Raw genomic sequence first — 23775 nt, 5'->3', positions numbered from 1 at the left:
AACTCCCAGTGTGTGCTGGTCTGTGTGTGCCGGCGCGATGACTGCTCAGTGCCCCGGCAGCCCAAGGTGAATGCCATATTTGCGGCATCAAAAAGCGGCCTGCAATCCCCTTGCCCTTCATCTCTGCGGCTGTGCCCATCGTGTGGCTGGATTCAATTATTTTTTATTTTTAAGACTATTCTTATTTATTTTCTTGTTGGTAAGTTTGATCATATCGCTCTCCTGTTGATCAGCATTTTCTCTGTCGACGTTAATCATCCCGTAAGCAAGCTAGTTTTGCGGGCGACGGGCTGCGCGTCAAGAATGCTTCTGATCGACGGATTAATCGTTGGTGTTTTCAATTAATCGAAAGAGCGATATGCAATCTAAACTGCGCACTATATTGATCTGTATGGCGGGCGCTGGTCTTGGTGCCCAGGCTTATGCGGCCTCCACGAAGACCGGGGTGGTCAATATTACTGGCAAGGTCACTGATACCAGTTGTGTACTCGATTCCACGGCCACAACTGTCAGTGTGAAGCTGCCTCCTGTCGCCAAGGATTTGCTCTCTGCCGCGCAGAGCAAGACCGGTCGTGGTGGCTTTGCCTTGACGGTGAACGGCTGCTCCGACGGGGTGAAAGTCTCTGCTGCTTTCGTTCCAGACAGCAACGTCGATGCCCATGGCAACCTGAAAAACAGTGCTACCAATCCGGCTAGCAACGTACAGGTTCAGGTGCTCGATAAAGACCATCAGCCGATCAACATAAATACCGACAACGCCGACAGCCAGATGGCTCGTGGGGTGTCTGTAAGCGGCTCAACGCCAGTCACCCTGCAGTACTACGTGCAGTACTACTCGCAAGCGGGTGGCGCTGGCAACGGTGATGTAACAGCCACAGCGAACTACCAACTGACCTACGAGTAATCCGCTTAGCCCGGGGCGCAAGTCCCGGGTAATCAAGAGAAACCAGCAATGTCCGTTTATTGGTTACGCGACGTGTTCAGCCGCGTACTGCTTTGCCTGTCCACCCTATCCGTTGCCCACGCCGGCGTATCGATCGATGGAACGCGAATCGTCTACCCCGCCAAGGAACGTGAAGTCACCGTCAAACTCACCAACAAGGGATCAGACCCCGTTTTGATGCAGATTTGGGTTGATCGCGGTGATACCCAAAGCAAACCGCAGGATGCAGACGCGCCCTTCCTGGCAACGCCACCCATCTTCAGGCTCGACCCACTGAAAGGTCAGAGCGTGCGCCTGGCATTTACCGGCGAAACGCTGCCTCAGGATCGCGAGAGCCTGTTCTGGTTCAATGCGCTGGAGATCCCTCCGCTGCCGCAGGACTCCAGCGGGAACATGATGCAGATCGCTGTGCGGTCACGCCTGAAACTGTTCTATCGCCCGAGTGGCCTGTCGGGTGATCTGCCCAAGGCTATCGAGCAGGTGGTCTGGCAGGTACAGCGTCAAGGCGATGGCGATGGCTATGTACTGCGTGGCGAAAATTCCAGCCCTTATCACCTGTCGTTCAGTGCGTTGTCGCTGGATCAGGGTGGCCGTACCACGGATACCGGCGGCGGGATGATCATGCCGTTCAGCAGCCATGATTTCCCGCTGCCAGGCTACAGCGGTGGGATCGATGGGGGCAAGTTGCGTTTTCGCTGGATGAGCGACTTCGGTGCTGCCCCCGAGCAGACCGTCAGTCTGCACTGAGCCTCAAGGAGTTGGGGTGCGTCTGCTCATTTGTATATTTCGGCGTCGGTGCATGTTCATCGATGCTCGCTTGTCGCTACGTGACGCATTGCGGGCCGCTATCGTGAGTGCTGCTTTGACTGGAGGTATCAGTCAGGTGCTCGCGAAAACGGGAGCCCAGCAGGCGTCCTTCAATCCAGATTTTCTCCAGGGTCCAGCGAGCCACAGGGTGGATATCTCGCGTTTCGAACGCGGCAACCCGGTGGCGCCAGGTAACTATCAGCTGGATGTTTACGTGAATCAGAACGGGATCGGGCAGCAGGACGTCCTCGTGCAGGATGCTCAGGATGGCCGGGCATCACGCTACTGCTTCAAGCGCAATCAGCTGGCAAGCCTGGGACTGGATGCGGCGCGAGTGTCAGATGCTGCGGAGCTGGATGCAGACTGTGTGGATGTCACCCAGCAACTACCGGGTGCCCAAGCCGAGCTGGACCTAGCCACCCTGCGTCTGGACCTGACCATTCCGCAGGCGTTTCTCAAGCTCCCCAGTCGCGGTTATGTCGATCCGCGTGCGTGGGATCGTGGCGTCACAGCCGGGTTTATCGACTACAACGCCAACGCCTATCGCAACGAGGGGCGCGGCCAGGAAAGTACCCAGCTCTACACCGGCCTCAATGTCGGACTGAACATCGGCGACTGGCGACTGCGCCATAACGGCAGTTACAGCCAAAGCAGTGGCAGCGGCCCAACGACCAGCCACTATGACGCGGTAAGCAGCTATGCGCAGCGGGACCTGACCGGCCTTAAGTCGCAGCTGACGCTGGGTGAGTACTACACGCCATCGGACCTCTTCGACAGTGTGCCGTACACCGGCGTACAACTGTCCTCGGATGATCGCATGCTGCCCGATTCGCAGCGCGGCTTCGCTCCAGCTATTCGCGGCACCGCCGAGAGCAACGCGCGGGTGACTGTACGTCAGGGCGGCACTGTGCTCTACGAAACCAGCGTAGCGCCTGGCCCTTTCGTCATCAACGATTTGTACAACACCGGCTACGCAGGCGACCTGAAAGTGACAGTGACCGAGGCCGATGGCCGCGTACGCAGCTTCACCGTGCCCTTCGCTTCGGTGGCCCAGTTGCTGCGACCGGGCACTTCACGCTACAGCATCACCGCTGGCAAGTACCGCGATGACGGGCTCAAGAACAAGCCACGCTTCGCCCAGGGCACTTACCAACGCGGCATCTCCAACAAGTGGACCGGCTACATCGGCGGCATCATCGCAGACCAATACCTGGCGGTGCAGGGCGGCATTGCGCTGAGTACATCGCTGGGAGCGTTCGCCTTTGATACCACCCACTCCCGTGCCTCGGGGTTGCAAGAGCGTGGTGGCTTGAGCAGTTCGGCAAGAGGCCTGGGTTCTCGCCTGAGTTACAGCAAGTTGCTGGAGAGCACGCGCACCAACTTCGCGGTGGCGGCGTATCGGTTCTCCAGCGAGGGTTACCTGAGCTTCGGCGATTTTGCCCGAGCCCGCGATCCCGGTGCTACGTCTGCACGTCGTCAGCGTAGCCGCTTCCAGCTGAACATCAATCAGCCCTTGGCCAAGGGCTACGGCAGCCTCTTTCTAAGCGGTTCCTCGCAAAGTTACTGGCAGGCTGGCCGGTCCAGTGACACGAGTTACCAGGCCGGCTACTCCAACAGTTATCGCTGGGGCAGTATGAGCTTGTCAGCCAGTCGCGTTGAGTCCAATCGCGGCAAGAAAATCACGCAGTACATGCTCACGCTGTCGTTTCCGCTGGGCCGCTCCAGCCGCGCCCCTTACCTGAGCAGCTCGAGCACCTATTCGGACAAGGGCGACCTGAATAGCCAACTGAACGTTTCCGGCGCGCTAGGCGAATTCAACCAGTTCAACTACGGCGTCTATGGTTCGCGCTCACGCGCAGATGGCAAAACCAGCAACTCGGGCGGCGGTAATGTGCAATACCGTGCGGCCAGCACCAATGTGTCTGGCAGCTACAGCGAGGGCGACGGCTATCGCCAGATAGGCCTGGGTTTGTCGGGCAGTGTGGTAGCGCATCCTCAGGGCATCACCTTCAGTCAGAGCCAGGGTGAAACGCGTGCCATCGTCGAAGCAAAGAACGCCAAGGGGGCACGGCTGCTCAACAACTACGGAGACCCATTGGGCGGTAGCGGTTACGGCGTAGTGGCCAGCCTGATGCCGTACCGGCAAAACGAAGTGGCGATCGACCCGAAGGGCATCGCCGACGATGTCGAGTTGCAACTCACTTCGCAGAGCGTTGCCCCGCGTTATGGCGCAGTGGTGATGCTGAGCTACCCAACCGTGACGGGCGAGCCCGTGTTGCTGACTCTGCACAACGAGCAGCGCCAAGCGCTGCCGTTGGGCGCAGAGGTGCTCGATGCGAAGGGCAACAGCTTGACGCTAGTGGGGCAAGGCAGTCGAGTCTTCTTCCGCGCCACCGAGCCACAGGGCCAACTGACTGTGCGTTGGGGTCAAAGCAGTGATCGCCAGTGCCTGGTGCGTTACAGCTTGCCATCGCTGGAGCACAAGCGCGAATCACCCTTCATCAAGGCACAGGCGCTGTGCAGCAAACCAGTCGGTGCGCCCCAGCCGCGCTCAGTTCACGAGGTGTCATCATGAGAATTTTTCTTTTAATCATTGCCCTGTTGTGGGGGCCTTCAGCGCTGGCGCAGGAGGCGTGTACTTTCGTATTGAACAGTCAAAACGTGCAGGCTACGGTGGCCCTGCCGTCAACCTTGAGCATCCCGCGTAACGCCCCCAACGGAACCCCGCTGTGGGACAGTGGCTGGAAGGGATTTTCTGGAACCATTGTCCGTTGCAGTGTTGGCAGTGTCAGAGGCGCTCATGCTGGCGGCATCGGTGCGGCAGTTCCTGGGCATACCAGTAACGGCTTTCCCTCTGTATTCGCCACCAATGTGCCGGGCATCGGTGTTTCGGTGTTCTGGTGCAACCAGATACTGGCCACTTGCAACCCCAACCCAACCCTAATCACCCCGCTGCCTAGCCTGGCCTGGCCGGTGACAGAGTTAACGGACTACTGGTTGAAGACCAACTGGCGAGTGCGCCTGATCAAGATCGATGACATCGATGTTTCTGCGGGAGTAGTCACTATTGGTGGGACTTCCTCAGTGAGCTACAACCATTTGGTTGTAACGACGCTCTCCCTCATCGGTAGCTCGCAAATCACCGGGCTAGGCTGCGAGGTGAATGCCGACAGCCGCTCTATCGACGTGCGCCTGCCGACTGTCGCCAAGACTGATTTTGATGTCTTACCCATCCCACTGGCCAACGACAAGGCGAAAGCCTTCAATATCAACCTGCTCTGCGACAGTGGCGTGAAGGTCAGCTACCAGGTTGACGGCACGCAAACCTCCGCTGGCGGTGGTGTCGGTAACGTTCTAGCCAATAGCAGTGGCAAGGGTATGGCAAGCGGGGTGGGTGTCGCCCTTTTCAAGGGAGATCTGAGCAGCACCACTCAACTGCAACTGGGCTCGAAATTTCTCCACACCACGACATCTTCCGGCAACACACCGGTCAAGATTCCGTTGACGGCACGTTATTTCCGTACTGCGCCAAGCCTTTCGGCGATGGGCTCGGGCCTCGTGTCGACTACCGCATTCTTCACCCTGTTCTACGAGTGATTTTTCTGTCAGAGCCGTGCGGTGAGTATTCTCATCAAGTCTGCCAGGCGTTCGTATAGCAAAACCACCACCGATTCGCTGCTCAACCCACCAGCGATTTGCATTCAATACCGCCACTTATGCAGACTCCACAGAAGTTCGTCAGTGGGTACAGAGCTTCTTATTGCGGTTACTCCAGCAGCAATTTGCCCTCGCGCGCCACGATCTGGCCGTTGGCGATGACCAGTGAGCGAACGGGGCGGGCGGCTACGGCGTGGGCGGGCGTCTGGGCGGGCACTAGCACCAGATCGGCTCGGCTTCCGGGTGTGAGGCCATAGTCGGCAAAGCCACAGACTGCGGCACCTGCATGGGTGACGCAGTGCAGGGCTTGTTCCACTTCATCGTCGCGGCGCAAGTTGTAACGCATGCCAATGAACATGGCGCGTTCCAGCATGTCAGGGCGGCCATAAGGCGACCAGGTGTCGCGGATGCCGTCGTTGCCGCCGGCCATTGGCACGCCAGCGCGCTGGCAAGCGCCCAGTGGCGGCACGATGCGCGAAGGCGGCGCACTGGTGACCAGCGAGACTCCCAACTTGGCCATGCGTGCCAGCAGCGCGCTGCACTGGGCATCACTCACATCGCCCAGGCAGAAACCATGGCTGATAACCACCTTGTTTTGCAGGCCGTGGGCTTCGGTGCGGTCCAAAATCAGCTTGAGCGAGAAAGCTCCCATGTCACCGGGTTCGTGCAGGTGGATGTCGAGCGGCTTGTTATGGCGCTCGGCGATCTCGAACAGCACGTTCAGCGACTGAGCAGGGTCCAGGTCGATGGCACAGGGGTCCAGACCGCCCAGCACGTCGGCCCCCATGGCCAGGGATTCATCTAGCAACTGTGCCGTGCCTTTGCGCTGCAGCAGGCCCGATTGCGGGAAAGCCACCACCTGAATATCTTGCCAGGGCGCCATGTCCGCACGGGTCTGCAGCAGACCCGCCACATGCTGGATGCCAATTTCCGTATCCACGTCAGCGTGACTGCGGATGCGCGTGGTGCCTAACGCGAGAAACTCGCGTGCCATGCGCAGCGACTGGCTCGCACTGTCGTGCTGAGCTTGGGCGCGGTAGGCGCGCTCGTTGTTGATCTTGTCGACCAACTGGTTGCCCACCTCGTTGACGTACCAATCTTGGCCCCAGAGTGTTTTGTCCAGGTGGGTGTGGGATTCGATCAGGCCGGGCAGTAGCAACTGACCCAGGCCATCGATGCGCTCAGTGCCTTCGGGTGTGTTCAGAGAGATGCCCATGGCCGCGATACGGCCGTGCTCGATTAACAGGTCGCAGGCTGGTTTGCCCATGGGGCGAACGTTCTGCAGTAAAAGGCTGGAAGTGCTCACGTTGAATGTTTCCTGTGGTGATGGAGCCTATCGCACGGCGCCGATTTCGGGCGTTGCGATCTGGCGCATCTTCTGGGCGTCTGTCAGGATCAGCTTGGCGAAATCAGCGGGCGTACCGCCCGATTGGCCAATGCATGCCTGGTCGAGCATTTTGATGACTTGGGGTTCGCGCATCACTGCATTGATCTCGGTGTTCAGACGTGTCACCACAGTGTCCGCCACCCCCTTGGGGGCGAAGATGCCGGTCCATACGCCGAAGTCATAGTTGGGCAGGGCCTTGCTCGCCGACATGGCGGGGATGCCATTCAGGATTTCGCAGTTGGTCTTCGAGGTGGTGCCCAATGGCTTGACCTTGCCCTCTTTGAGGAAACCCAGCACCGAAGGCACCATGAAGTAGCCGTAATCCACATTGCCGCCGATGATGTCGGTCAGCATGGGTACGGCGCCCTTGTAGGGGACGTGCTGTATTGACACCTTGGCCTGCTGGTTCAGCATTTCACCGGCAATGTGCAAGGCCGTGCCAATGCCGGAGGACGCGAAGGTGTCAGCACCAGCCTGGGTCTTGGCTCGCGCGAGCATGGCCTCGATCGAGGTGACTGGCACCTTGGGACCGGCGACCAGCACCATGGGCATGACACCTACCAGCGTGACCGGGCGCAGGTCCTTGGTGCCATCGTAGGCAATGGCGTTATTGAAATGGCGGGCCAGCACGATTTCGCTGTTAGACGCCAGGATGATGGTGTTGCCGTCTGGTTTGGCTCGCACCACACGCTGGGTGGCGATGGTGCCGCCAGCGCCGGCCACGTTGTCCACAATCACCGGCACGCCCAGGCGGCGGGACAGCGGCTCGGCGATCGTGCGCGCCAGAGTGTCGGCGGATCCACCGGCCGTGAAGCCCACCACCAGGGAGATGGGGCGGTCAGGCCATGCGGCGTGGGCTAAAGCAGATGTACCAGCAAGCGACAAGGCCGCCAGGGCTTTGAGAGGAAAAGCGGGAAATTGCGCCATGGATAACTTTCTAGAGAACAGAAAAATGCCTCAGGCCGACAAGTGCCGAGCAGGCGACGAAGAACATCCACTGATGAGAGCGACGACGATGAAGAGCAGGGTGTCAAAGGCCAGGGCAACACTGCAGTAAACAGGTTTCATGGCATGTCTCTCGTACTTCCAGGGTTGGTCAAATAATATGGTTAACCAAATTCTATATTTTGGTTGACCAAAATTTCAGATCTGACAAATATTCATGCAGGAATTGCGCGTAAACCCTGGTACTTGGCGGTGACTAGCCGCCTGACTTAAATGCAGGGCGCCCTTGCCGCTAAGATTTCACGCTTGTTGTCTTTGTGTTGTCCATGTCCGCTTCCTCCCGCCGCCTTGCTCCCAATGTCCCCAGCGAAGAGCCTGTAGCCGACGGCATAGGCAGCGTGGACGAGCGCGTCTATGAGGCAATCTCGCGGGCGTTGCTGAGCGGCAAGCTGCGGCCCGGCACGCCTTTGCGCGAGCGAGCGCTTGCCGAGGCGCTGGACTGCACCCGTGGTGCCGTACGTAAGGTGTTCGCGCGCTTAGGGGCTGAAAAGCGACTGATACTGGAGCACAACCGTGGTGCCTTTGTGCCCAACCCGACGGTTGAGGAAATGCGCAGCATCTACCGTGCACGGCGCATTGTCGAGGCCGGTCTGGTCACCAGCCTGTGCGGCCAGTTGAGCAGCGCGCAGACGGAGGTGCTGCAGCGCCATGTGCAGGCGGAACACCAGGCGCTGGAGGAAGGGCGCCGAGCAGACTCTATTCGGCTGGCCGGTGAGTTCCATCTGGTGCTGGCGCAAATGGCGGGCAGCGATGAGTTGCTGTCTTACATACAGCGCTTGGTGGCCACTACTGAGTTGTACAAAGCCTTGTTCGACAGCGTGGCTGCGACAGCATGTGCCCCTCGTGAGCACCAGGAGATCATCAACGCCTTGCTGGGCGGTGCACTCGATAAAGCGTTGGCCGTGGCCATGACCCACTTGGATGAGCTGGAGCAGCGGGTGATCGATGGTGCGGAGGTCGAGCGCGAGGTTGATTTGGTGGTCTTGCTGGCGGGTAGTTCAGGCACATCTGGGTACTAGCAGAGAAGAGTTCAGGCAAATCGTTGAGGTCTACAACGCAGGCATCAAGGTTACGAAAGTCTGTCTGGTATCGACATCAGCAGTCATTGAGCGGCCAAAACTTGATGACGGCTCTCAGCCTGGACCGACCGATCGCGGCCACCCCCTGAGCGACGGCCGGTAGCAGCCAGCCACCGAGGGCTGCTAGCGACCCATTGCAGTCGTTTTAGCTTCGCCAGCCCCATGTCTGCCTTGCCGTAGCCACAGTCTGTCATGCAAAAGTCATGATGGGCCAATTTCTGCTGCGTAGCAGTCATACCTAATGCTCGATAGCCCTTGAGACTTCAAACAATCTCGTAAAAGTTGGTCGATTCAAGGCATATGCCGTGCACGCATCGTTATTGCCAAGTCTGCTATCGACTCCCTGGCTGAAGCTGCACGCCAATATGCGATGCAGGTTCTCCAACTGCGCAACGGGGCTGACGTGGTCAATTCCCGCCTAGTCAGTGACATGACTGAGCCTCTCAACGAGGTTGCCCGATTGACCCACGCCATTGCCAATGGTCTGTAGCTATTGGGCCAAGTGCAAACACCTGATCCTTCGGAGGACTGGCAACAGTTGCATCAGGTGTGCGCTATCACGTCACAAACTTTCAGATGCCATTGGTTTCAGCCTTGCAATGGCTTAGATGAGGCGGCACAGACCTGCCCTTCATCACCTGTTTTTTGCAACTCGGCATCGTTCACTGCCGATGCAGGGAGCCCGAAGATCCTGTCGAAGGCCCAGTTGTATGCCAAGGTAAAGAAGGGGACATAGACGATGAACACCAGATCAAGCAGGAAGGCCTGAATCAGTGTGATCTCTAACCACCACGCTATGAGAGGGATGAGGAAGCAGACCAGACTGATCTGAAATCCCACCGCGTGCAAGATTCGACGCCGCACCGTACGCGTGCGGTCATCCTGGCGTACTTCCCATGCCTCAAAAAGGTGGTTGTAAGCCACGTTCCACACCGTCGCAATGACGCTGATCATGATCGCTAAAGGGCCAGTGGCGGAGAGTGAGCCACCTGTTATCAGTGTCATCACCGAAGTGCTCACTACCATCCCGAGGATCTCGTATCCAACAACATATGCCAATTTTCTTTTTGCACCTTGCATAGTATTTATACCTATTCCTTAGTTGTGTGATGGCACTTTATTTCAGATAAATTGTCGGAAAAAGTATGATTCCTTCAGAAAAATTGACATATATTTATGGCGCTCTCTAGCGATGACATCTCGCTGTTTCTGGCTGTGATAGACCAGGGATCCTTTACCGGCGCAGCCCGCACCTTGCATCGGGTGCCCTCCGCAGTCAGCATGGGCATCGGCAACATTGAGGCTGAGCTCGGATATCCCTTGTTTGACCGATCTCACCGTGAAGCTGTGCCTACCTCTCAGGCAATGGCCCTGGTGCCACAAGCCCGAACCATCGCAAGCAGCCTGCGACTGCTACAGGTTCACGCCGTGCAGTTGTCTCAAAACCTGGAAAGCACTCTTTCTATTGCCGTTGCCACAGGTATCAAGGACACGGATTTATTGGATGCGGTGACTCACATAGGGACCCGCTATCCCTCGCTGCGCATCGATCTGCGTCGAGCCCCACAGGATCGAGTGCGTACGATGCTGCACCAAGAGGGCATCGATCTAGCATTGATGACTGCCCCCACCCAATCGGATCGGGAGGAAGCCCGCGTCGCAGTGGGGAACGAAACCTTCGTTGCGGTGGCGTCAGCCGCCGTGGACACTTCCAGCCTGCCCATGGGACTGCCCACAGACCTACGACGGCTGGAAGAGCTAAGCACCAGCCGCCAGATCGTGTTGGCAGACCCCGACCACTCCATCACTGACCTTCGACTTCTCATCTCCGACAACCGCTGGCACGTGGACTCCGTGGAGACCGCAATCGATCTGGTGCATGCTGGAGCGGGATGGGCAAACTTGCCTGAAAGTGCAATCCAAACAGCGGTCAATACTGGCAAATTGCGGATCTTGAAGTTTGACAACACTCGGAACGGCGTGCCCCTGCCAGTGCACTTGGTATGGCTGCGCAGAAGACCACTTGGCAGGGCTGCGGAAGAGCTCGTTGAACTGATGCACCGCAGTCATCGCTAAAAATTTGGCAGAGGTCACAGAGAATCCGTCTGCCTGATCACATGCACAGGATTGAGAGACTGCAATGGATCGGCACCGCCTGTTCACGATCCTTGAGAGCAGCCTTTGATCTGCGTGAAGCCACGGAACCTAGTCGCTCCCTCACGAGAGCTCTGCTGTCTAGCCGGACTTGACGGCGGAGCAGTCACTCGGCGTGCAACTAGCTTAATGACAACTATAGGTGGCAGCGGTCATCGGTCCATCAAAACGGGATGACGGCAACCAGCCTAGACCTGCCGTTCACGGCTACCGACCGAACGACAGCTTATGGCCGGTAGCAGCCTGCCGCCGACCCGTTGCTGTCGTTCGCTGCGCCTTGATCAATGCCTGCAGTCTTTCATTGCGATATCAGCATCGGCGACTCCAAAGCCAGTATCTGCTACTGGACTGCCGCCGATTCACCTTCTTATGAGTTAAAGCCTCCTCAAAACCTCGGGGCGGTCTAGTGCAGGCTTTTCGCTGGGTCGATACATCAGTTCGAATCAGCCTCTGGGTGGTCCTGAGGGCGTCTTCGAAAATTCCCAATTTTCAGCGAGCGAGATTGTTACGACGATGGGTCCACTCAGTTCAAGTGGAGACAAAAATGCGATTCGAATTCCGTTCAATTGCCACACCGGCCCGACATGCAGTGCGTGCTTTGTTCATCGCGGCAACCCTGTCTGGCGCGCTGGCGCAGGCGGCCCCCTTGCCTTTTGACATGGCAACCACCCCAGAACAGCGATTTCAACTGGCCTTGGAAGCCCAGACTGCAGGTGACTACGCCCCTATGCTCGCGTTGCTGCGCCAGGCGGCCCGCGATGGCGAGGCACAAGCGCAGGAAACACTGGCATGGGTGCTTCTGGCCGGCCCAAACTTGTACGGTAATGCGGTGAAGGCGGATCGCTGCGAGGCAGCTCACTGGCTGCGGCAAGCTGTCGCAAAAGGGAGTCAAACGGCCAGAAGCCAGTTGAATTTTCTGAACCGCCTGCGAAATGCACCGAGTGGCCAGACGGCCTGCGCACCCGAGTGGAAGGGGTGATATGCGCAAGATCCCTTTTCAGATCGCAGCGTCATCTTCAAGTATGTGCCACATGCCCAACGCGACTGGGACACGGCACTGTGTGGCCGCTACTGGCTGCTATTGGCCGATCAACGACAGTCGAAGATCGGCCGGTAGCTTGCCTTCCAGGTTCACCCTTGCTTGACTTTGGCCTTGCTGGAACCTAAGGAGGAATGTACTGAGCTTGATCCTCGGAGTTCATTGACCACTCAAGCGCTTGCCAAATGACACCGCATAGGCCTGGGAACGAAAGCGAAGCACCGGATCATTGGTGGGCGCAATGCCGTCGGCCATCACCATCGGATCAAAGTTGATCGGCTCGCACAAGCCTCCTTTCTGAGTCGAAGCACTCGTGATCGTCAAGGTGCCGGCCTTGAACTCAGGTCGTTGTTCGGGCCATGATTGCGTGGGGTCGTCCTGGGGATCACCCGGCTGCCCGACCGTCACCAGCATGTCCCAGCGAGCCGGTTTATTTGATGTGCTGCTAATCAATGCGGTTTCCAGAAAGTCCGTTCCAGCCGTCTTCAGCGCCTCGTTGCTTAGAGGCTTCTCTCCTTCCTGCGGTACGAAGCGCCAGCGCACCAGAGTCACCTTGTCCTGTGCATTGATGAACTTGAAGGTGTGAATGCCAAAGAATGCGCTGCGGGTGTAGCTGTCGGGAGGGTTGTGGCTGGCCAGGTATTGCGCCTGAGCCAGGCTGTCAGGATGGGAGGCCCTGAATGCTTTGAGCTTCTCCGGATCCGGTTTGCCGGTGGCTGGATCGGGGCGCTGAGCCTCGGTCAGGTCCAGAAACGTTCCGGGGTGGGCGGCGCCGAACATGGGGGTGTTCAACATGGACATCTGGTGCAACTGTCCCTTTGGGAGCTTGAATTGCAGGGCCATTCCACGCGCGCTTTGGGCAACATCTGGAACCTTGGGGTTTCCTCCTGCCAGCGAGAAGCGCGCAATCACCGGAACGGCTTGGCCGGAAAACAGTGCAGAGCGCGAGTATCTGGCGGCCTCGGCGGTAGCGGTGAATTCGCCCACCGCGCAGGTCCCCTTGATGTGATTGCGGCGCTCTCCCTGATGAACGCCAAAGGTCGCTTCCAGAGCCTGGACCACCCGCGGTGCCGTCACCTCCTGCTCGGCTGCCAGGGCGAAAACCGGCGACACCACCATGACAGAGCTCAGCGCGAGCTTCATTTTTCGGAGCTTCATTGTTTCTTCCTCTTGATGATCCAGGCTTGAGTTCTCAGGGCTTGGCGATGTGCCAGCTGTTGTTGAGCAATCCATCTCCCGTTCTGTCTCCGGGCTTGGCATCCTTGGCCCAGTAGTAGAGAGGACGGCCCTTGTAGGCCCATTGCTGATCACCGTTGTCGCGGACAACCAAGCTCCAGTCGCCGGTAGCCGTCGCCCCCGGGGCCACCGTCAGAGGCGGCCAGTTCGTGGCGCAGCCACCGTTGCATACGCTCTTGCCGGATCCGGCGGCGTCTTTGTCGAAGACATACAGCGTCATCTGGTTGGGGCCCACGAGCACGCCATTCATGGCAGAAGCGGGCGTCTGCGCCTGGGCGGCAGTTGTCACGGCACAGGCCGCCAGGAACACCGAGGTGAGGGTGGCGAAGGAAGCGAGACGGGTCATGGAGATCTCCTTGAGGTTGACCTGCTGTAAACAGTTCAAGGACGCTGTTTATTCCATTGAAAACTCTGCCCGTTCATCCTCCGAGGCTGTCCGGGCAGAAATCGCCCTGCGCAGTGCAGCGCAAGGCGATCCGCCCATTGATACCCGAATGGATCTGCGATTCCACTCCTTGAAGCACAGGCTTCGCCGGCCTCAACGACCGGTAGTGATGCAAGCGTGAGCTTGAAGTCAGGTTCAAGGTCAAGCGCGGATTGCGCGAGAATGGCGTACATGAAAATCGGAGAACTCGCCCAGCGCACAGGTCTTGCCGCATCGCGCATTCGTTTTTACGAGCGCATCGGCCTGCTGAGCGTTGCCCAGCGTCAGGCCAACGGCTATCGCAGCTATCCCGAAGAGGCGGTGCTGGCGCTCAGGCTGATTGCCACGGCGCAGCGGGCCGGCTTCAGCCTGCAGGAGCTGCGCCAGCTGCTGCCCGAGGATCTGGAGCATTGGCAGCATGACGAGTTGCTGGCCACGCTGCATCGCAAGCTGCAAAGCATCGATCTGATGCTGGCACAGCTGACGCAAAATCGTGCCGAACTGGGCGAGCTGATCGCCCAGATCGAGGCCAGACCCGAAGACATGGACTGCGCCGGCAACGCACGGCGTGTGCTGTCGCAAATGCGCTTGCTGGGGCGGGACGAGGAGGCGACAGGCTGGCCCGCTCAGCCCAGCAACTGAGCCACCTGCAGGGCAGTGGCCCGGGCCGACTGCGGGTTTTGCCCCGTCACCAGCCTGCCGTCCGTCACCACCTTGGAGACAAAGGGCAGCCGGGCTTTCTCATATTGGGCACCGCGCTGGCGCATCAGCGCTTCGGCGTTGTACGGCACTTTGCCGGCCACGCCGGCCAGCCTTTCCTCCAGCCAGGAAAAGCCTGTCAGCCTGCGTCCGGCGACCAGCAGCGAGCCATCGGACAGACGGGTTTCGAGCAGACCGCAATAGCCGTGGCAGACCGAGGCAACGACGCCACCGTGCTCATGGATGTCGCGCGTGATGCGCTGCAGCCCCAGCGAGGATGGAAAGTCCCACATCACGGCATGGCCGCCGGTGAAATAAATGGCATCAAAGTCTTGCGCGTCCACGGCATCAGGGGCGGCCGTGTTGGAGAGCAGGGCCATGCGCGCTGCATCCACCAGCCATGCCCTGGCCGTGGCATCCCGGTTCGGCCATTTCAGCGAGCGCGGCTCTAGCGGCGAGTGGCCGCCCAGCGGGCTGACCAGGTGCTGCGCGTAACCCCGCTGGGCAAAGACTTCCCAGGCATGGCTGAGCTCTGACAGCCACAGGCCGGTAGGCTCGGCAGGGTCATCGTAATGGGCGACGTTGCTGACGACGTGAAGAATGCGACGGGGCATGGGGAGTCTCCTGTGGCTCCCAACTTAAGCTTGAAGTGCAGTTCAATGTCAAGCATGCATTGTGCTTGAGGTATTCCTGTTTTGATAGCTTTAATCGATTTATGGGTAAGGGATTGGGTTGGTTTTTATTGCATTTCCCGAGCCGCGCTGCCAGCCATTCCGCTTTGTGATGGGGGCGGGCCCCAGCCCGGCTGCTGAGGTTTGCTTTATGCGTTAAGTTTCAGGCTGCTGTCCCTGAGCGTGTACATGCTTGGCGGACCTGAGTTTCCCGGATTTGTCTTGAAAGGTGCCCATGGTGCACAAGCGTTCTCTCGTAAAAGCCCTGGCAGTTGCCGCCTTGGTACCTGCCGCATTGCTGGCCCAGGCCCAGGATCTGGCCGTGACCGTCGGCGTGACGGCCGGCCCCCACGCCCAGATTGCCGAAGTGGCCAAGCAGGTTGCAGCCAGGCAGGGCCTGAAGGTCAGGCTGGTGGAGTTTGGCGACTTCATCCAGCCCAATGCGGCGCTGTCCACCGGCGATCTCGACGCCAACATCTATCAGCACCAGCCCTTCCTCGATGCCCAGAACAAGGACCGTGGCTACAAGCTGGTGCCCGTGGCCAAGGCCGTGAACCAGCAAATGGGTGTGTACTCCAGAAAGGTCAGGAAGCTGGCCGATCTCAAGAGCGGCGCGCGCGTGGGCATTCCCAACGACCCCACCAATGGCTCGCGTGCTCTGATGGTGCTGGCCAAGCAGGGATTGATCACGCTCAAGGCCGATGCCGGTGCGCGCGCCTCGGTGCTGGACATCACGGCCAACCCCAGAAAGCTCAGGTTTGTCGAGCTCGAAGCCGCCCAACTGGCCCGCGCCCTTGATGATCTGGATGCCGCGGCTGTCAACAGCAGCTACGCCGTGGCAGCCGGCTTGTCCCCCCAGGGAGATTCGCTGGCGCTGGAAGATGTGAACACGCCTTATGTGACCGTGCTTATCGTCACGCGTGCCGGCCATGAGAACAGCAAAGGCTTGCAGGCGTTTGTGAAGGCCTACCAGTCACCCGAGGTCAAGGCCTTTGTGGAAAAGACCTTCAAGGGTGCCTACACAACCGCATGGTGAGCGCATGAATCAGCCCTGGAATCAACTGGATGAGGCGCTGTTCGAGCGCGCCAAGACTTTGCTGGACGAGGAATGGCTGAGCCGAGACGTCGATCTGGCGCCGCTGCTGCCTGTGGTGCTGGAGCGCGGTGTGGGCCAGGATTGGCACAAGGCCGGCACTTTTCGCCACCATCTGGCAGGCGTGGCGCGCTCTTTGGCGCTGTGGCAGCAACCCAGGGACGTGCGCCTGCTGGGTCTGCTGCACAGCGTCTACGGCAATGCCTTTGTCGATCTGGTCAAGTTCGATGCCGGCAATGAGCGCGAGCAGCTCAAGCGCCTGATCGGCGAGCAGGCAGAGCATCTGGTCTATCTGTTCTGCACCATGAGCCGCACCCAGTTCGTGCAAAAGCTGCTGGCCGGCGATATCGCGGCGGACGGCAGCATGCAGCTGGAGCGCAACGGCCCCGAGCCGCGCGAGACCATCAGACTCACCGCCTATGAAGTGGCTGTGTTCGCGATTGTCAGCATGGCCGACAGCATGGAGCAGTGGTTCAGCTGGCAGGAAGACATCTACTCGCGCTTCCCGGCTGTGGACCACAGTCGTCAGCAGGCCGTGCACTGGGCGGCGTCGTTGTGGCCCGGCCCCATGCGCCCCAGCAGCCGCATGCTCAGCCAGATCAGCGGCCTGGGCCAGGCGCTGCAGCATCCTGCACTCAAGACCCTGCTGCCGCTGCCGCCCGTTTTTGCGAACTGCAGCCAGCTGCTGAGCGCTGGCAACGAGGCTGCGGCCGTAGCGCTGTACTGGTCGGTGATTCAGCTCGATCAGCCGCTGGTCGATCTGGATGCAGCCACCGCCACGCTGGAGCAGGCTGTGAGCCTCAACCCCTGGGTGGGCGAGCCGCAGATGGTGCTGGCCCAGCTCTACCTCACGGCAGGGCGCAACACCGATGCCGCCCGGGCCGCCGAGAGCGCGCTGCAGTGCTTTTGCACCTGGGGCAATGCCTGGGACAAGCGCGTGCAGTGGGACGCCTGGATGGCCTGGACGCGTATCCTGCTGCAGTCGGCCGAGCAGGGCAACTGGCCTGCTAGGCTGGACAAGCTCAACAATGTGGCGCTGAGTCAGATCTGAACTGGATCTGAAATTGATAGCTGCCAGCGCTTGATGGATAAGCGCTGCAGGCTGTTTTGATTATGAAAAAAGCCCCAAGGCTTTGCGCCTGGGGCTTTTTGTTGGCAGGCAGCCGTGCTTACTTGGTTCCGAAGATACGGTCGCCCGCATCACCCAGGCCGGGCAGGATGTAGCCATGGCTGTCCAGCTCGCGGTCCACGGCGGCGGTGTAGATGTCCACATCGGGGTGGGCGGCCTGCATGGTCTTCACGCCTTCGGGGGCGGCCAGCAGGCACATGAACTTGATGGACTTGGGCGCGCTCTTGTCCTTGAGCTGCTGCACGGCAGCCACGGCCGAGTTGCCGGTGGCCAGCATGGGGTCGACGACGATCACGTCGCGCTCGCCCATGTTTTCGGGCATCTTGTAGTAGTACTCGACTGGCTTGAGGGTCTCGGGGTCGCGGAACAGGCCGATGTGACCGATGCGCGCGCCGGGCACCACGTTGAGCATGCCGTCCAGGAAGCCGTTGCCGGCACGCAGAATGGAAACCAGCGCCAGCTTCTTGCCGTCAATGACCTTGCCCATGGTCTTTTCCATGGGGGTTTCGATCTCGACATCCTGTAGCGGGAAGTCGCGTGTCAACTCATAGGCCATCAGCGTGGACAGCTCGCCCAGCATGCGGCGAAAGCTGTTGGTCGACGCTTCCTTGCGGCGCATCAGTGTCAGTTTGTGCTGGACCAGAGGGTGGTCGATCAAATGCAGAGTGCTCATGTTCTTGGTCTTTGTGGTGAAGGCAGGCAGGCCCGCTTGTGGCGGACTCGTGCTTGCAAAAAATGGGATCAGGCGGATGCGGGCAGGGCCGCAACGGACGCTATTTTCGCTGTCACTCGGACAGCAGGCTGGCAAAACGCTCTAAATCCACATTGCCGCCGCTGATCACAATGCCCACGCGCTTGCCCTTGAGCGGCAAACCGCCGTGTATGGCAGCTGCCAGAGACAGCGATCCCGTGGGTTCGACCACGATTTTCATGCGCTCGGCATAAAAGCGCATGGCCTGGACCAATTGCTCGTCGTTAACGGTAAGAACTTCGTTCACTCGCTGCTGGATGATGGCAAAGGTCAGATCGCCCGCTGCCTGGGTCTGGGCACCGTCGGCAATGGTGCGCGGCGTATCGATCTTGACGATATGGCCGGCGCGCAGCGACTGCTGCACATCATTGCCCGCTTCGGGCTCAACGCCGATTACCTTGCATTGCGGAGCCAGGGCGTTTGCGGCCAGCAGGCTGCCGGAGAGCAGACCGCCACCGCCCAGGCAGACAAGCAGATAGTCCAGATCCGGCACTTCCTCCAGCAATTCCTTGACCGCCGTGCCCTGACCGGCGATCACGTCGCGGTGGTTGTAAGGCGGGATCAGTGTCATGCCACGCTCGGTCGCCAGCTTGTGGGCGATGGCTTCGCGGTCTTCGGTGAAGCGGTTGTACGTGACGACCTGGGCGCCATAGCCGCGCGTGGCCGCCATCTTGGAGGCCGGCGCATCCTCGGGCATGACGATCAGGGCGGGCATGTCCAGCAACTGGGCCGCCTGGGCAATGGCCTGGGCATGGTTGCCGGAGGAAAAGGCCAGGGCGCCGCCCTTGCGCTGCTCGGGTGTGAACTGGGCCAGAGCGTTGTAGGCACCGCGAAACTTGAAAGCGCCTATGCGCTGCAGGTTCTCGCATTTGAAGAACAGGCGCGCGCCCAGCTGTTCGTCCATGGTGCGGCTGGTCAGCACCGGCGTGCGGTGGGCTACGCCCTGCAGGCGCTGGGCAGCGGCCACGACATCGTCATAAGTGGGCAGGGGGGCGGTGTTTGTGCTCATGGCAGGACAGGCTGAGGTGGTGACTGAGCCCATGATAACGGGGGCATGCTCCACTCCAGCCCGAATCGCTGCGTTGTCGCTTGGCTACATGTCGATGGCGCCCAGCAGGCCATAGAGAAGATAGAGAAATACGAGCGGAAAAGGCATGCAGGCCTTTATTGAGAGGGGCTGGTGGCTATTTAATCAGGAGCGATCACCTGCTTGGGGAAGTGCTGGTGCAAATGCCTGTAGCGGCTCCAGAGCAGGGAAGTCACCGGCGCGCTTGGCCTGCATGGCACTCACGGCCTCCATGACATGGCGGTTGCTCCAGATGCCGCTTTGCACCCAGCCCATTTGCTGCAGCGAGTCGCTCACGCTGTGGTCGCGCGCGTAGTTGATCACCTGCTTGCTGCCCCAGATGGCCACGGGCGGCTTGGCCGCAATCTCTCGCGCGCAGGCGAGAGCTGCTGTGACGGTGGCTTCGGGCGTGTCGTAGACGGCATTGACCAAGCCGTGGCTGGCGGCCTCCTGCGCAGTCATGCGGCGGCCGGTGTAGGCCAGCTCCTTGACGATGCCCAGCGGCATCAGCTTGGGCAGGCGCTGCAGGCTGCCCAGGTCGGCTGTCATGCCGATATTGATCTCCTGCACGCAGAAAAAGGATTCGGCGCTGGCATAGCGTATGCAGGCAGTGGCCACCAGATCCAGCCCTCCACCCACGCAGGCGCCCTGAATGGCGCAGATCACGGGCATGCGCAGGGCTTCGATCTTGTTGAAGGTGGACTGCAACTGGGCCAGGGTGTCGATGATGGCGGCGCGGCCCTCGGGCGTGCGGTCATTGGGCGCAAAGTCTGGGTCGGCAAAGGTCTCGAGTGCCATGCCGGCGCAAAAATGCTTGCCCGTGCTGCTGATGACCAGCGCGCGCGACTGGCCGCTGCGCTGCAGTGTGTCCAGCACCAGGTCCAGCTCCTGCCAGAACCTGGGATTCAGAGTGTTGAAGGCATCGGGGCGGTTGAGCACCAGATGGGCAATATGGTCGACCAGGTCCAGGCGAAAGCTGCTCAGACCGGCGGTCAGCAAGGTGTCGTCAGAGGTATGGGGCATGCCGGCATGGTGTCTTGCTGCGTAGGCCGCGCCAGTCACACTTGCGACTGCAGACAGAAAAGCCGGTCTGGGTCAAACCTGCGGTGCCAGCCGTTCCCTCCTGGGTGCAATGGAGCGGCTGGCAAAGAAGCTGGTGAAGAGATGGATGCTGTGTTCCAGCAACTTCAACCAGAATCAGGCAGTCAGGGCCGGCGCTCTGTCTGCGGTATGGACCTTGAACACGGCCACCATGCCGGTCAGGCGCTGGGCCTGGTCGCTCAGAGAGACAGCGGCAGCCGTGGATTCCTCGACCAGGGCAGCATTTTGCTGCGTCATCTGATCCAGATTGGTCACGGCCTGGTTGACCTGGCTGATGCCGTCATGCTGTTCCGTGGCCGAGGCACTGATCTCGCCAATCATGTCCGAGACCTTGCCGACGCTGCTGACGATTTCTTCCATCACGCGGCCTGCCTGGGAGACCTGGTCTGCGCCTTCCTGGGCGGCGTCCACGGACGTGGTGATGAGCGCCTTGATCTCCTTGGCGGCCTCGGCACTGCGGTGTGCCAGGGCGCGCACTTCGCCGGCGACCACGGCAAAGCCCCGGCCTTGTTCGCCGGCACGCGCGGCCTCGACCGCCGCGTTGAGTGCCAGGATATTGGTCTGGAAGGCGATGGAGTCGATCACGCCGATGATGTCGGAGATGCGGTGTGCGCTGTCGCTGATGCGTCCCATGCTGCTGACCACGGACTGCACCACATGGCCGCCGCGCTGAGCGACCTGTGCGGCATTGCCTGCCAGATGATTGGCCTGGCGGGCGGTGTCCGAGGCCTGGGCGACGGTGGCGGTCAGCTGCTCCATGCTGGCTGCGGTTTCCTCGAGATTGGCGGCGGTCTGCTCGGTGCGTGCGGACAGGTCGTGGTTACCTGTAGCGATTTCGGCCGAGGCGGTGCTGATGGAGTGCACGCTGGTGCGTACATCGCTCACCAGGCTGCGTAGCTGGGCTGCCATGGTCGAGACGGAGCTCAGCAGGCGGCCGAACTCGTCATGGCGGTCGTTGCCGGCGGTTACCGTGAGATCGCCCTGTGCAATGGCCTGGGTCAGTTCCACGGCTTCATTCAGAGGCTGGGTGATGGAGCGGGTGAGGGCCAGCGCCAGGCCCAGGGCGGCGGTCAGCACCAGGGCCTGCACCACCCAGGACAGCCAGATCGCTCTTTGCTGGTCTTGCTGCAGCTGAAGGCTGGCGGCGTCGCGCTGCTGCTCCTGCAGCTTCACAAAGTCCTGCAGCGAATCGACATAGCGGCCGATGGCGCCCAGATATTGCAGGCGGATGAAGTCGCGCATGGCGTCGATATCGCCGCTCAGCTTGATCTCCCTTGCCTGCTTGTTCAGCGCCAGAACTTCAGCGCGCACGGCGGCGATCTTCTGCAGGGCAGCCTTGTCAGCATCGCTTTGAGCCAGTTTGATGACCTGCGCCTGCAGCGCCCCGTTGACGGCCACGCCTTCGCTGACGCGCTCGTCCATGCGCTGGGTCAGCGCTTCGTCGGTGGTCATGTTGCTGGTGAGCACGCGTTCGCCCGTGGTCTCGGTCGCACCTTTCCATTGAAGGGCGAGATTGATGCGATTGTCATAGTCGGTCAGGGTCTGCATGCCGGCCTGCAGGGCCTGGGTGGACGAGTGCTGGTTCCATAGCGAAACGGCCAGCATCATGGTCAGAAGCCCGCCCAAAGTGCACCACAGCTTGGTGGATACACGCCATTGATTGAATTGCATTGGCTGAAAATTTGCAAAAGCACTGCCCGACCGGAGCGAACTGGTGGTCTGCGGCAAGACCGGGCAGCGTGGTTAGCGGAGAGGAAAGAAGCGGCTGTGCCAGCAGGCAGCAGCACATGTCCAAGAGACTGGCGGCTGGCACCAGGTGATGGATTTATTATGTATCGACATAATGACTGCCGCCTTGAGCACTTTCTGTGCGGCGGCCACAAAAAAGGCCTGCTGAAGCAGGCCCTTGGAGCGAATGAGCGCGTTGGAATCAGCGCTTCTTGTTGCCCAGAATGCCGCCCAGCACGCCGCGCAGAATCTCCTTGCCCAGGCTGTTGCCCACGGTACGTACCGTGGACTTGGCCATGGTCTGCACCAGGCCGTCGTGCTGGCCGCCGCGCGGGCCGGTGCGGCCGAACAGCAGCTCCTTGAGTCCGTCCATCATGGAGTCGGCGGCGCTGGCTTGCTGGGCCGTTCCAGCCGCTCCGGCCGCAGCAGGTGCATCGCCTGGCTTGGCGGGCGTGGCGCTTGCCGTGCGGTCGCGCAATATCTCGAAGGCCGATTCGCGGTCCACGGCTTTCTCATAGACGCCGGCGACCAGGGAACCATCGATCAGCGCCTTGCGCTGCTCGGCCGTGATGGGGCCGAGCTGGCTGCCGGGCGGGATCACGAACACGCGCTCGGTCACGCTGGGGCGGCCTTTTTCGTCGAGGAAGCTGATCAGGGCTTCGCCCACAGCCAGCTCGGTGATGGCGGCGGCAATATCCAGGCCGGGATTGGGGCGCATGGTGGAGGCGGCCGAGGCCACGGCCTTCTGGTCGCGCGGGGTGAAGGCGCGCAGGGCGTGCTGCACGCGGTTGCCCAGCTGACCGAGCACGCTGTCGGGAACGTCCAGCGGGTTCTGGGTGACGAAGTACACGCCCACGCCCTTGGAGCGAACCAGGCGCACGACCAGCTCGATGCGCTCGATCAGCACCTTGGGCGCATCGTTGAACAGCAGGTGGGCCTCGTCAAAGAAAAACACCAGCTTGGGCTTCTCGGGGTCGCCGATTTCCGGCAGCTGCTCGAACAGCTCGGACAGAAGCCAGAGCAAAAAGGTCGAGTACAGGCGCGGCGCATTCATCAGCTTGTCGGCCGCCAGCACGTTGATCACGCCCATGCCGTTGGCATCGGTCTGCATCAGATCGTTGATGTCGAGCATGGGCTCGCCGAAGAACTTGTCGCCGCCCTGGCTTTCAATGGTCAGCAGGCCGCGCTGTATGGCTCCCACGCTGGCCGAGCTGATGTTGCCGTACTGGGTGGTGAACTGCTTGGCGTTGTCGCCCACAAAGTTGAGCATGGCGCGCAGGTCCTTGAGGTCCAGCAGCAGCATGCCGTTGTCGTCGGCAATCTTGAACACCAGATTGAGCACGCCCATCTGGGTCTCGTTCAGATTCAACATGCGGCCGATGAGCAGCGGGCCCATGTCCGAGATGGTGGCGCGCACCGGGTGGCCCTGTTCGCCGAATACATCCCACAGCGTTGTGGGGCAGGCCAGGGGCTGAGGCAGAGTCAGGCCGCGATCCTTGAGCGAGGCGGCCAGCTTGCCTTCGATCTTGCCGGCCTGGCTGATGCCGCTCAGGTCTCCTTTGACGTCGGCCATGAAGACCGGTACGCCGATTTGCGAGAAGCTTTCGGCCAGTTTTTGCAGAGTGACGGTCTTGCCGGTGCCGGTGGCGCCGGTGATCAGGCCATGCCGATTGGCCAGTCCGGGCAGCAGGACACATTCTGTGGCAGAGTGCTGGGCAATCAAAAGGGGTGAAGCCATTTCGGGTTTCCTCTGGGGGGGCATGCAGTCAAAAGTAAAATCGCTCCCGCTAGGTTAAATCAAATATC

At 60.3% G+C, this 23775-nt stretch carries 21 protein-coding genes; 10 read left to right on the top strand and 11 right to left on the bottom strand.

Features of this window, described 5'->3' with window-relative positions; genetic code table 11:
- The first annotated feature begins 358 nt into the window (after positions 1–358).
- From DFO48_RS16475 to DFO48_RS16460, 4 genes are read left to right on the top strand one after another with little or no spacing between them, the layout of a single operon-like run.
- A complete protein-coding gene (locus DFO48_RS16475) occupies positions 359–904 on the top strand; it encodes a fimbrial protein (protein ID WP_003075581.1) in 546 nt (181 codons plus the stop codon).
- Between the two features lie 48 nt (positions 905–952).
- On the top strand, positions 953–1690 hold the full coding sequence (locus DFO48_RS16470; protein WP_114864110.1) for a molecular chaperone: 738 nt from the start codon (positions 953–955) through the stop codon (positions 1688–1690).
- A 52-nt stretch (positions 1691–1742) separates the two neighbouring features.
- Positions 1743–4325, top strand: coding sequence for a fimbria/pilus outer membrane usher protein (locus DFO48_RS16465; RefSeq protein WP_255413101.1), 2583 nt, complete (start codon positions 1743–1745; stop codon positions 4323–4325).
- Complete coding sequence (locus tag DFO48_RS16460) at positions 4322–5347, top strand: fimbrial protein (RefSeq protein WP_114864108.1); 1026 nt, start codon at positions 4322–4324, stop codon at positions 5345–5347. The genes DFO48_RS16465 and DFO48_RS16460 overlap by 4 nt, the downstream gene beginning before the upstream one ends.
- Before the next feature lie 169 nt (positions 5348–5516).
- Here DFO48_RS16460 and DFO48_RS16455 read toward each other — a convergent pair whose 3' ends face one another.
- Positions 5517–6713: an amidohydrolase family protein gene (locus DFO48_RS16455; protein ID WP_114864107.1), complete on the bottom strand. Its 1197-nt coding sequence runs from the start codon at positions 6711–6713 to the stop codon at positions 5517–5519.
- A 27-nt stretch (positions 6714–6740) separates the two neighbouring features.
- Positions 6741–7721, bottom strand: coding sequence for a tripartite tricarboxylate transporter substrate binding protein (locus DFO48_RS16450; RefSeq protein ID WP_114864106.1), 981 nt, complete (start codon positions 7719–7721; stop codon positions 6741–6743).
- Positions 7722–8065: 344 nt separating this feature from the next.
- Between DFO48_RS16450 and DFO48_RS16445 the strand changes: the two genes are divergently transcribed.
- Positions 8066–8818 carry a GntR family transcriptional regulator gene (locus DFO48_RS16445; protein WP_034348653.1) on the top strand — a complete coding sequence of 251 codons (753 nt, stop codon included), beginning with the start codon at positions 8066–8068 and terminating at the stop codon, positions 8816–8818.
- 648 nt (positions 8819–9466) lie between these two features.
- Here DFO48_RS16445 and DFO48_RS16440 read toward each other — a convergent pair.
- The gene (locus DFO48_RS16440; protein WP_114864105.1) at positions 9467–9958 is read right to left on the bottom strand and encodes a PACE efflux transporter; all 492 of its coding nucleotides are present in this window, start codon (positions 9956–9958) and stop codon (positions 9467–9469) included.
- A gap of 96 nt (positions 9959–10054) precedes the next feature.
- Here DFO48_RS16440 and DFO48_RS16435 point away from each other — a divergent pair, with 96 nt between their 5' ends.
- Positions 10055–10954, top strand: a complete 900-nt coding sequence (locus DFO48_RS16435) for a LysR family transcriptional regulator (protein ID WP_114864104.1) — start codon at positions 10055–10057, stop codon at positions 10952–10954.
- Positions 10955–11576: 622 nt separating this feature from the next.
- Positions 11577–12011, top strand: a complete 435-nt coding sequence (locus tag DFO48_RS16430; RefSeq protein WP_114864103.1) for a sel1 repeat family protein — start codon at positions 11577–11579, stop codon at positions 12009–12011.
- A gap of 219 nt (positions 12012–12230) precedes the next feature.
- Here DFO48_RS16430 and DFO48_RS16425 read toward each other — a convergent pair whose 3' ends face one another.
- Together DFO48_RS16425 and DFO48_RS16420 are read right to left on the bottom strand one after the other, a co-directional pair.
- Positions 12231–13229, bottom strand: coding sequence for a catalase family peroxidase (locus DFO48_RS16425; RefSeq protein ID WP_233506423.1), 999 nt, complete (start codon positions 13227–13229; stop codon positions 12231–12233).
- Positions 13230–13263: 34 nt separating this feature from the next.
- Positions 13264–13653 (bottom strand): hypothetical protein, encoded by a 390-nt coding sequence (locus DFO48_RS16420; protein WP_003075607.1) that lies wholly within the window; start codon positions 13651–13653, stop codon positions 13264–13266.
- 270 nt (positions 13654–13923) lie between these two features.
- Between DFO48_RS16420 and DFO48_RS16415 the strand changes: the two genes are divergently transcribed.
- A complete protein-coding gene (locus tag DFO48_RS16415) occupies positions 13924–14373 on the top strand; it encodes a MerR family transcriptional regulator (RefSeq protein WP_003075610.1) in 450 nt (149 codons plus the stop codon).
- On the opposite strand, the gene DFO48_RS16410 is transcribed toward DFO48_RS16415, so the two are convergent.
- Positions 14358–15044, bottom strand: a complete 687-nt coding sequence (locus DFO48_RS16410; protein ID WP_114864101.1) for a type 1 glutamine amidotransferase domain-containing protein — start codon at positions 15042–15044, stop codon at positions 14358–14360. The genes DFO48_RS16415 and DFO48_RS16410 overlap by 16 nt on opposite strands.
- A gap of 292 nt (positions 15045–15336) precedes the next feature.
- Here DFO48_RS16410 and DFO48_RS16405 point away from each other — a divergent pair, with 292 nt between their 5' ends.
- Together DFO48_RS16405 and DFO48_RS16400 are read left to right on the top strand one after the other, a co-directional pair.
- Positions 15337–16137 carry a MetQ/NlpA family ABC transporter substrate-binding protein gene (locus tag DFO48_RS16405; RefSeq protein ID WP_003075612.1) on the top strand — a complete coding sequence of 267 codons (801 nt, stop codon included), beginning with the start codon at positions 15337–15339 and terminating at the stop codon, positions 16135–16137.
- A 4-nt stretch (positions 16138–16141) separates the two neighbouring features.
- Positions 16142–17245 (top strand): DUF6817 domain-containing protein, encoded by a 1104-nt coding sequence (locus DFO48_RS16400; protein WP_114864100.1) that lies wholly within the window; start codon positions 16142–16144, stop codon positions 17243–17245.
- A 118-nt stretch (positions 17246–17363) separates the two neighbouring features.
- On the opposite strand, the gene upp is transcribed toward DFO48_RS16400, so the two are convergent.
- The 5 genes from upp to DFO48_RS16375 all read right to left on the bottom strand — a co-directional run bounded on the left by upp (position 17364) and on the right by DFO48_RS16375 (position 23707).
- Positions 17364–17996 carry a uracil phosphoribosyltransferase gene (upp, locus tag DFO48_RS16395; RefSeq protein ID WP_003062768.1) on the bottom strand — a complete coding sequence of 211 codons (633 nt, stop codon included), beginning with the start codon at positions 17994–17996 and terminating at the stop codon, positions 17364–17366.
- Positions 17997–18108: 112 nt separating this feature from the next.
- A complete protein-coding gene (locus tag DFO48_RS16390; RefSeq protein ID WP_114864261.1) occupies positions 18109–19083 on the bottom strand; it encodes a threo-3-hydroxy-L-aspartate ammonia-lyase in 975 nt (324 codons plus the stop codon).
- 183 nt (positions 19084–19266) lie between these two features.
- Positions 19267–20163 (bottom strand): enoyl-CoA hydratase-related protein, encoded by an 897-nt coding sequence (locus DFO48_RS16385; protein WP_114864099.1) that lies wholly within the window; start codon positions 20161–20163, stop codon positions 19267–19269.
- A gap of 174 nt (positions 20164–20337) precedes the next feature.
- Positions 20338–21912 carry a methyl-accepting chemotaxis protein gene (locus DFO48_RS16380; protein ID WP_114864098.1) on the bottom strand — a complete coding sequence of 525 codons (1575 nt, stop codon included), beginning with the start codon at positions 21910–21912 and terminating at the stop codon, positions 20338–20340.
- A gap of 259 nt (positions 21913–22171) precedes the next feature.
- Positions 22172–23707 (bottom strand): helicase HerA-like C-terminal domain-containing protein, encoded by a 1536-nt coding sequence (locus tag DFO48_RS16375; protein ID WP_114864097.1) that lies wholly within the window; start codon positions 23705–23707, stop codon positions 22172–22174.
- Between the last annotated feature and the right edge of the window lie 68 nt (positions 23708–23775).

Source organism: Comamonas sp. AG1104 (genome assembly GCF_003350425.1).
Lineage (GTDB): Bacteria > Pseudomonadota > Gammaproteobacteria > Burkholderiales > Burkholderiaceae_C > Comamonas > Comamonas testosteroni.
Note: the sequence above shows the minus strand (reverse complement) of the source record. Positions and strands in the feature narration are given on the sequence as shown.

Coding starts and splice junctions, on each gene's coding strand:
- DFO48_RS16415 (WP_003075610.1), top strand. CDS start 13,924: ATGAAAATCGGAGAACTCGCCCAGCGCACAGGTCTTGCCGCATCGCGC.
- DFO48_RS16410 (WP_114864101.1), bottom strand. CDS start 15,044: ATGCCCCGTCGCATTCTTCACGTCGTCAGCAACGTCGCCCATTACGAT.
- DFO48_RS16430 (WP_114864103.1), top strand. CDS start 11,577: ATGCGATTCGAATTCCGTTCAATTGCCACACCGGCCCGACATGCAGTG.
- DFO48_RS16380 (WP_114864098.1), bottom strand. CDS start 21,912: ATGCAATTCAATCAATGGCGTGTATCCACCAAGCTGTGGTGCACTTTG.
- DFO48_RS16385 (WP_114864099.1), bottom strand. CDS start 20,163: ATGCCCCATACCTCTGACGACACCTTGCTGACCGCCGGTCTGAGCAGC.
- DFO48_RS16390 (WP_114864261.1), bottom strand. CDS start 19,083: ATGAGCACAAACACCGCCCCCCTGCCCACTTATGACGATGTCGTGGCC.
- DFO48_RS16450 (WP_114864106.1), bottom strand. CDS start 7,721: ATGGCGCAATTTCCCGCTTTTCCTCTCAAAGCCCTGGCGGCCTTGTCG.
- upp (WP_003062768.1), bottom strand. CDS start 17,996: ATGAGCACTCTGCATTTGATCGACCACCCTCTGGTCCAGCACAAACTG.
- DFO48_RS16435 (WP_114864104.1), top strand. CDS start 10,055: ATGGCGCTCTCTAGCGATGACATCTCGCTGTTTCTGGCTGTGATAGAC.
- DFO48_RS16440 (WP_114864105.1), bottom strand. CDS start 9,958: ATGCAAGGTGCAAAAAGAAAATTGGCATATGTTGTTGGATACGAGATC.
- DFO48_RS16375 (WP_114864097.1), bottom strand. CDS start 23,707: ATGGCTTCACCCCTTTTGATTGCCCAGCACTCTGCCACAGAATGTGTC.
- DFO48_RS16420 (WP_003075607.1), bottom strand. CDS start 13,653: ATGACCCGTCTCGCTTCCTTCGCCACCCTCACCTCGGTGTTCCTGGCG.
- DFO48_RS16470 (WP_114864110.1), top strand. CDS start 953: ATGTCCGTTTATTGGTTACGCGACGTGTTCAGCCGCGTACTGCTTTGC.
- DFO48_RS16445 (WP_034348653.1), top strand. CDS start 8,066: ATGTCCGCTTCCTCCCGCCGCCTTGCTCCCAATGTCCCCAGCGAAGAG.
- DFO48_RS16405 (WP_003075612.1), top strand. CDS start 15,337: ATGGTGCACAAGCGTTCTCTCGTAAAAGCCCTGGCAGTTGCCGCCTTG.
- DFO48_RS16475 (WP_003075581.1), top strand. CDS start 359: ATGCAATCTAAACTGCGCACTATATTGATCTGTATGGCGGGCGCTGGT.
- DFO48_RS16460 (WP_114864108.1), top strand. CDS start 4,322: ATGAGAATTTTTCTTTTAATCATTGCCCTGTTGTGGGGGCCTTCAGCG.
- DFO48_RS16465 (WP_255413101.1), top strand. CDS start 1,743: ATGTTCATCGATGCTCGCTTGTCGCTACGTGACGCATTGCGGGCCGCT.
- DFO48_RS16400 (WP_114864100.1), top strand. CDS start 16,142: ATGAATCAGCCCTGGAATCAACTGGATGAGGCGCTGTTCGAGCGCGCC.
- DFO48_RS16425 (WP_233506423.1), bottom strand. CDS start 13,229: ATGAAGCTCCGAAAAATGAAGCTCGCGCTGAGCTCTGTCATGGTGGTG.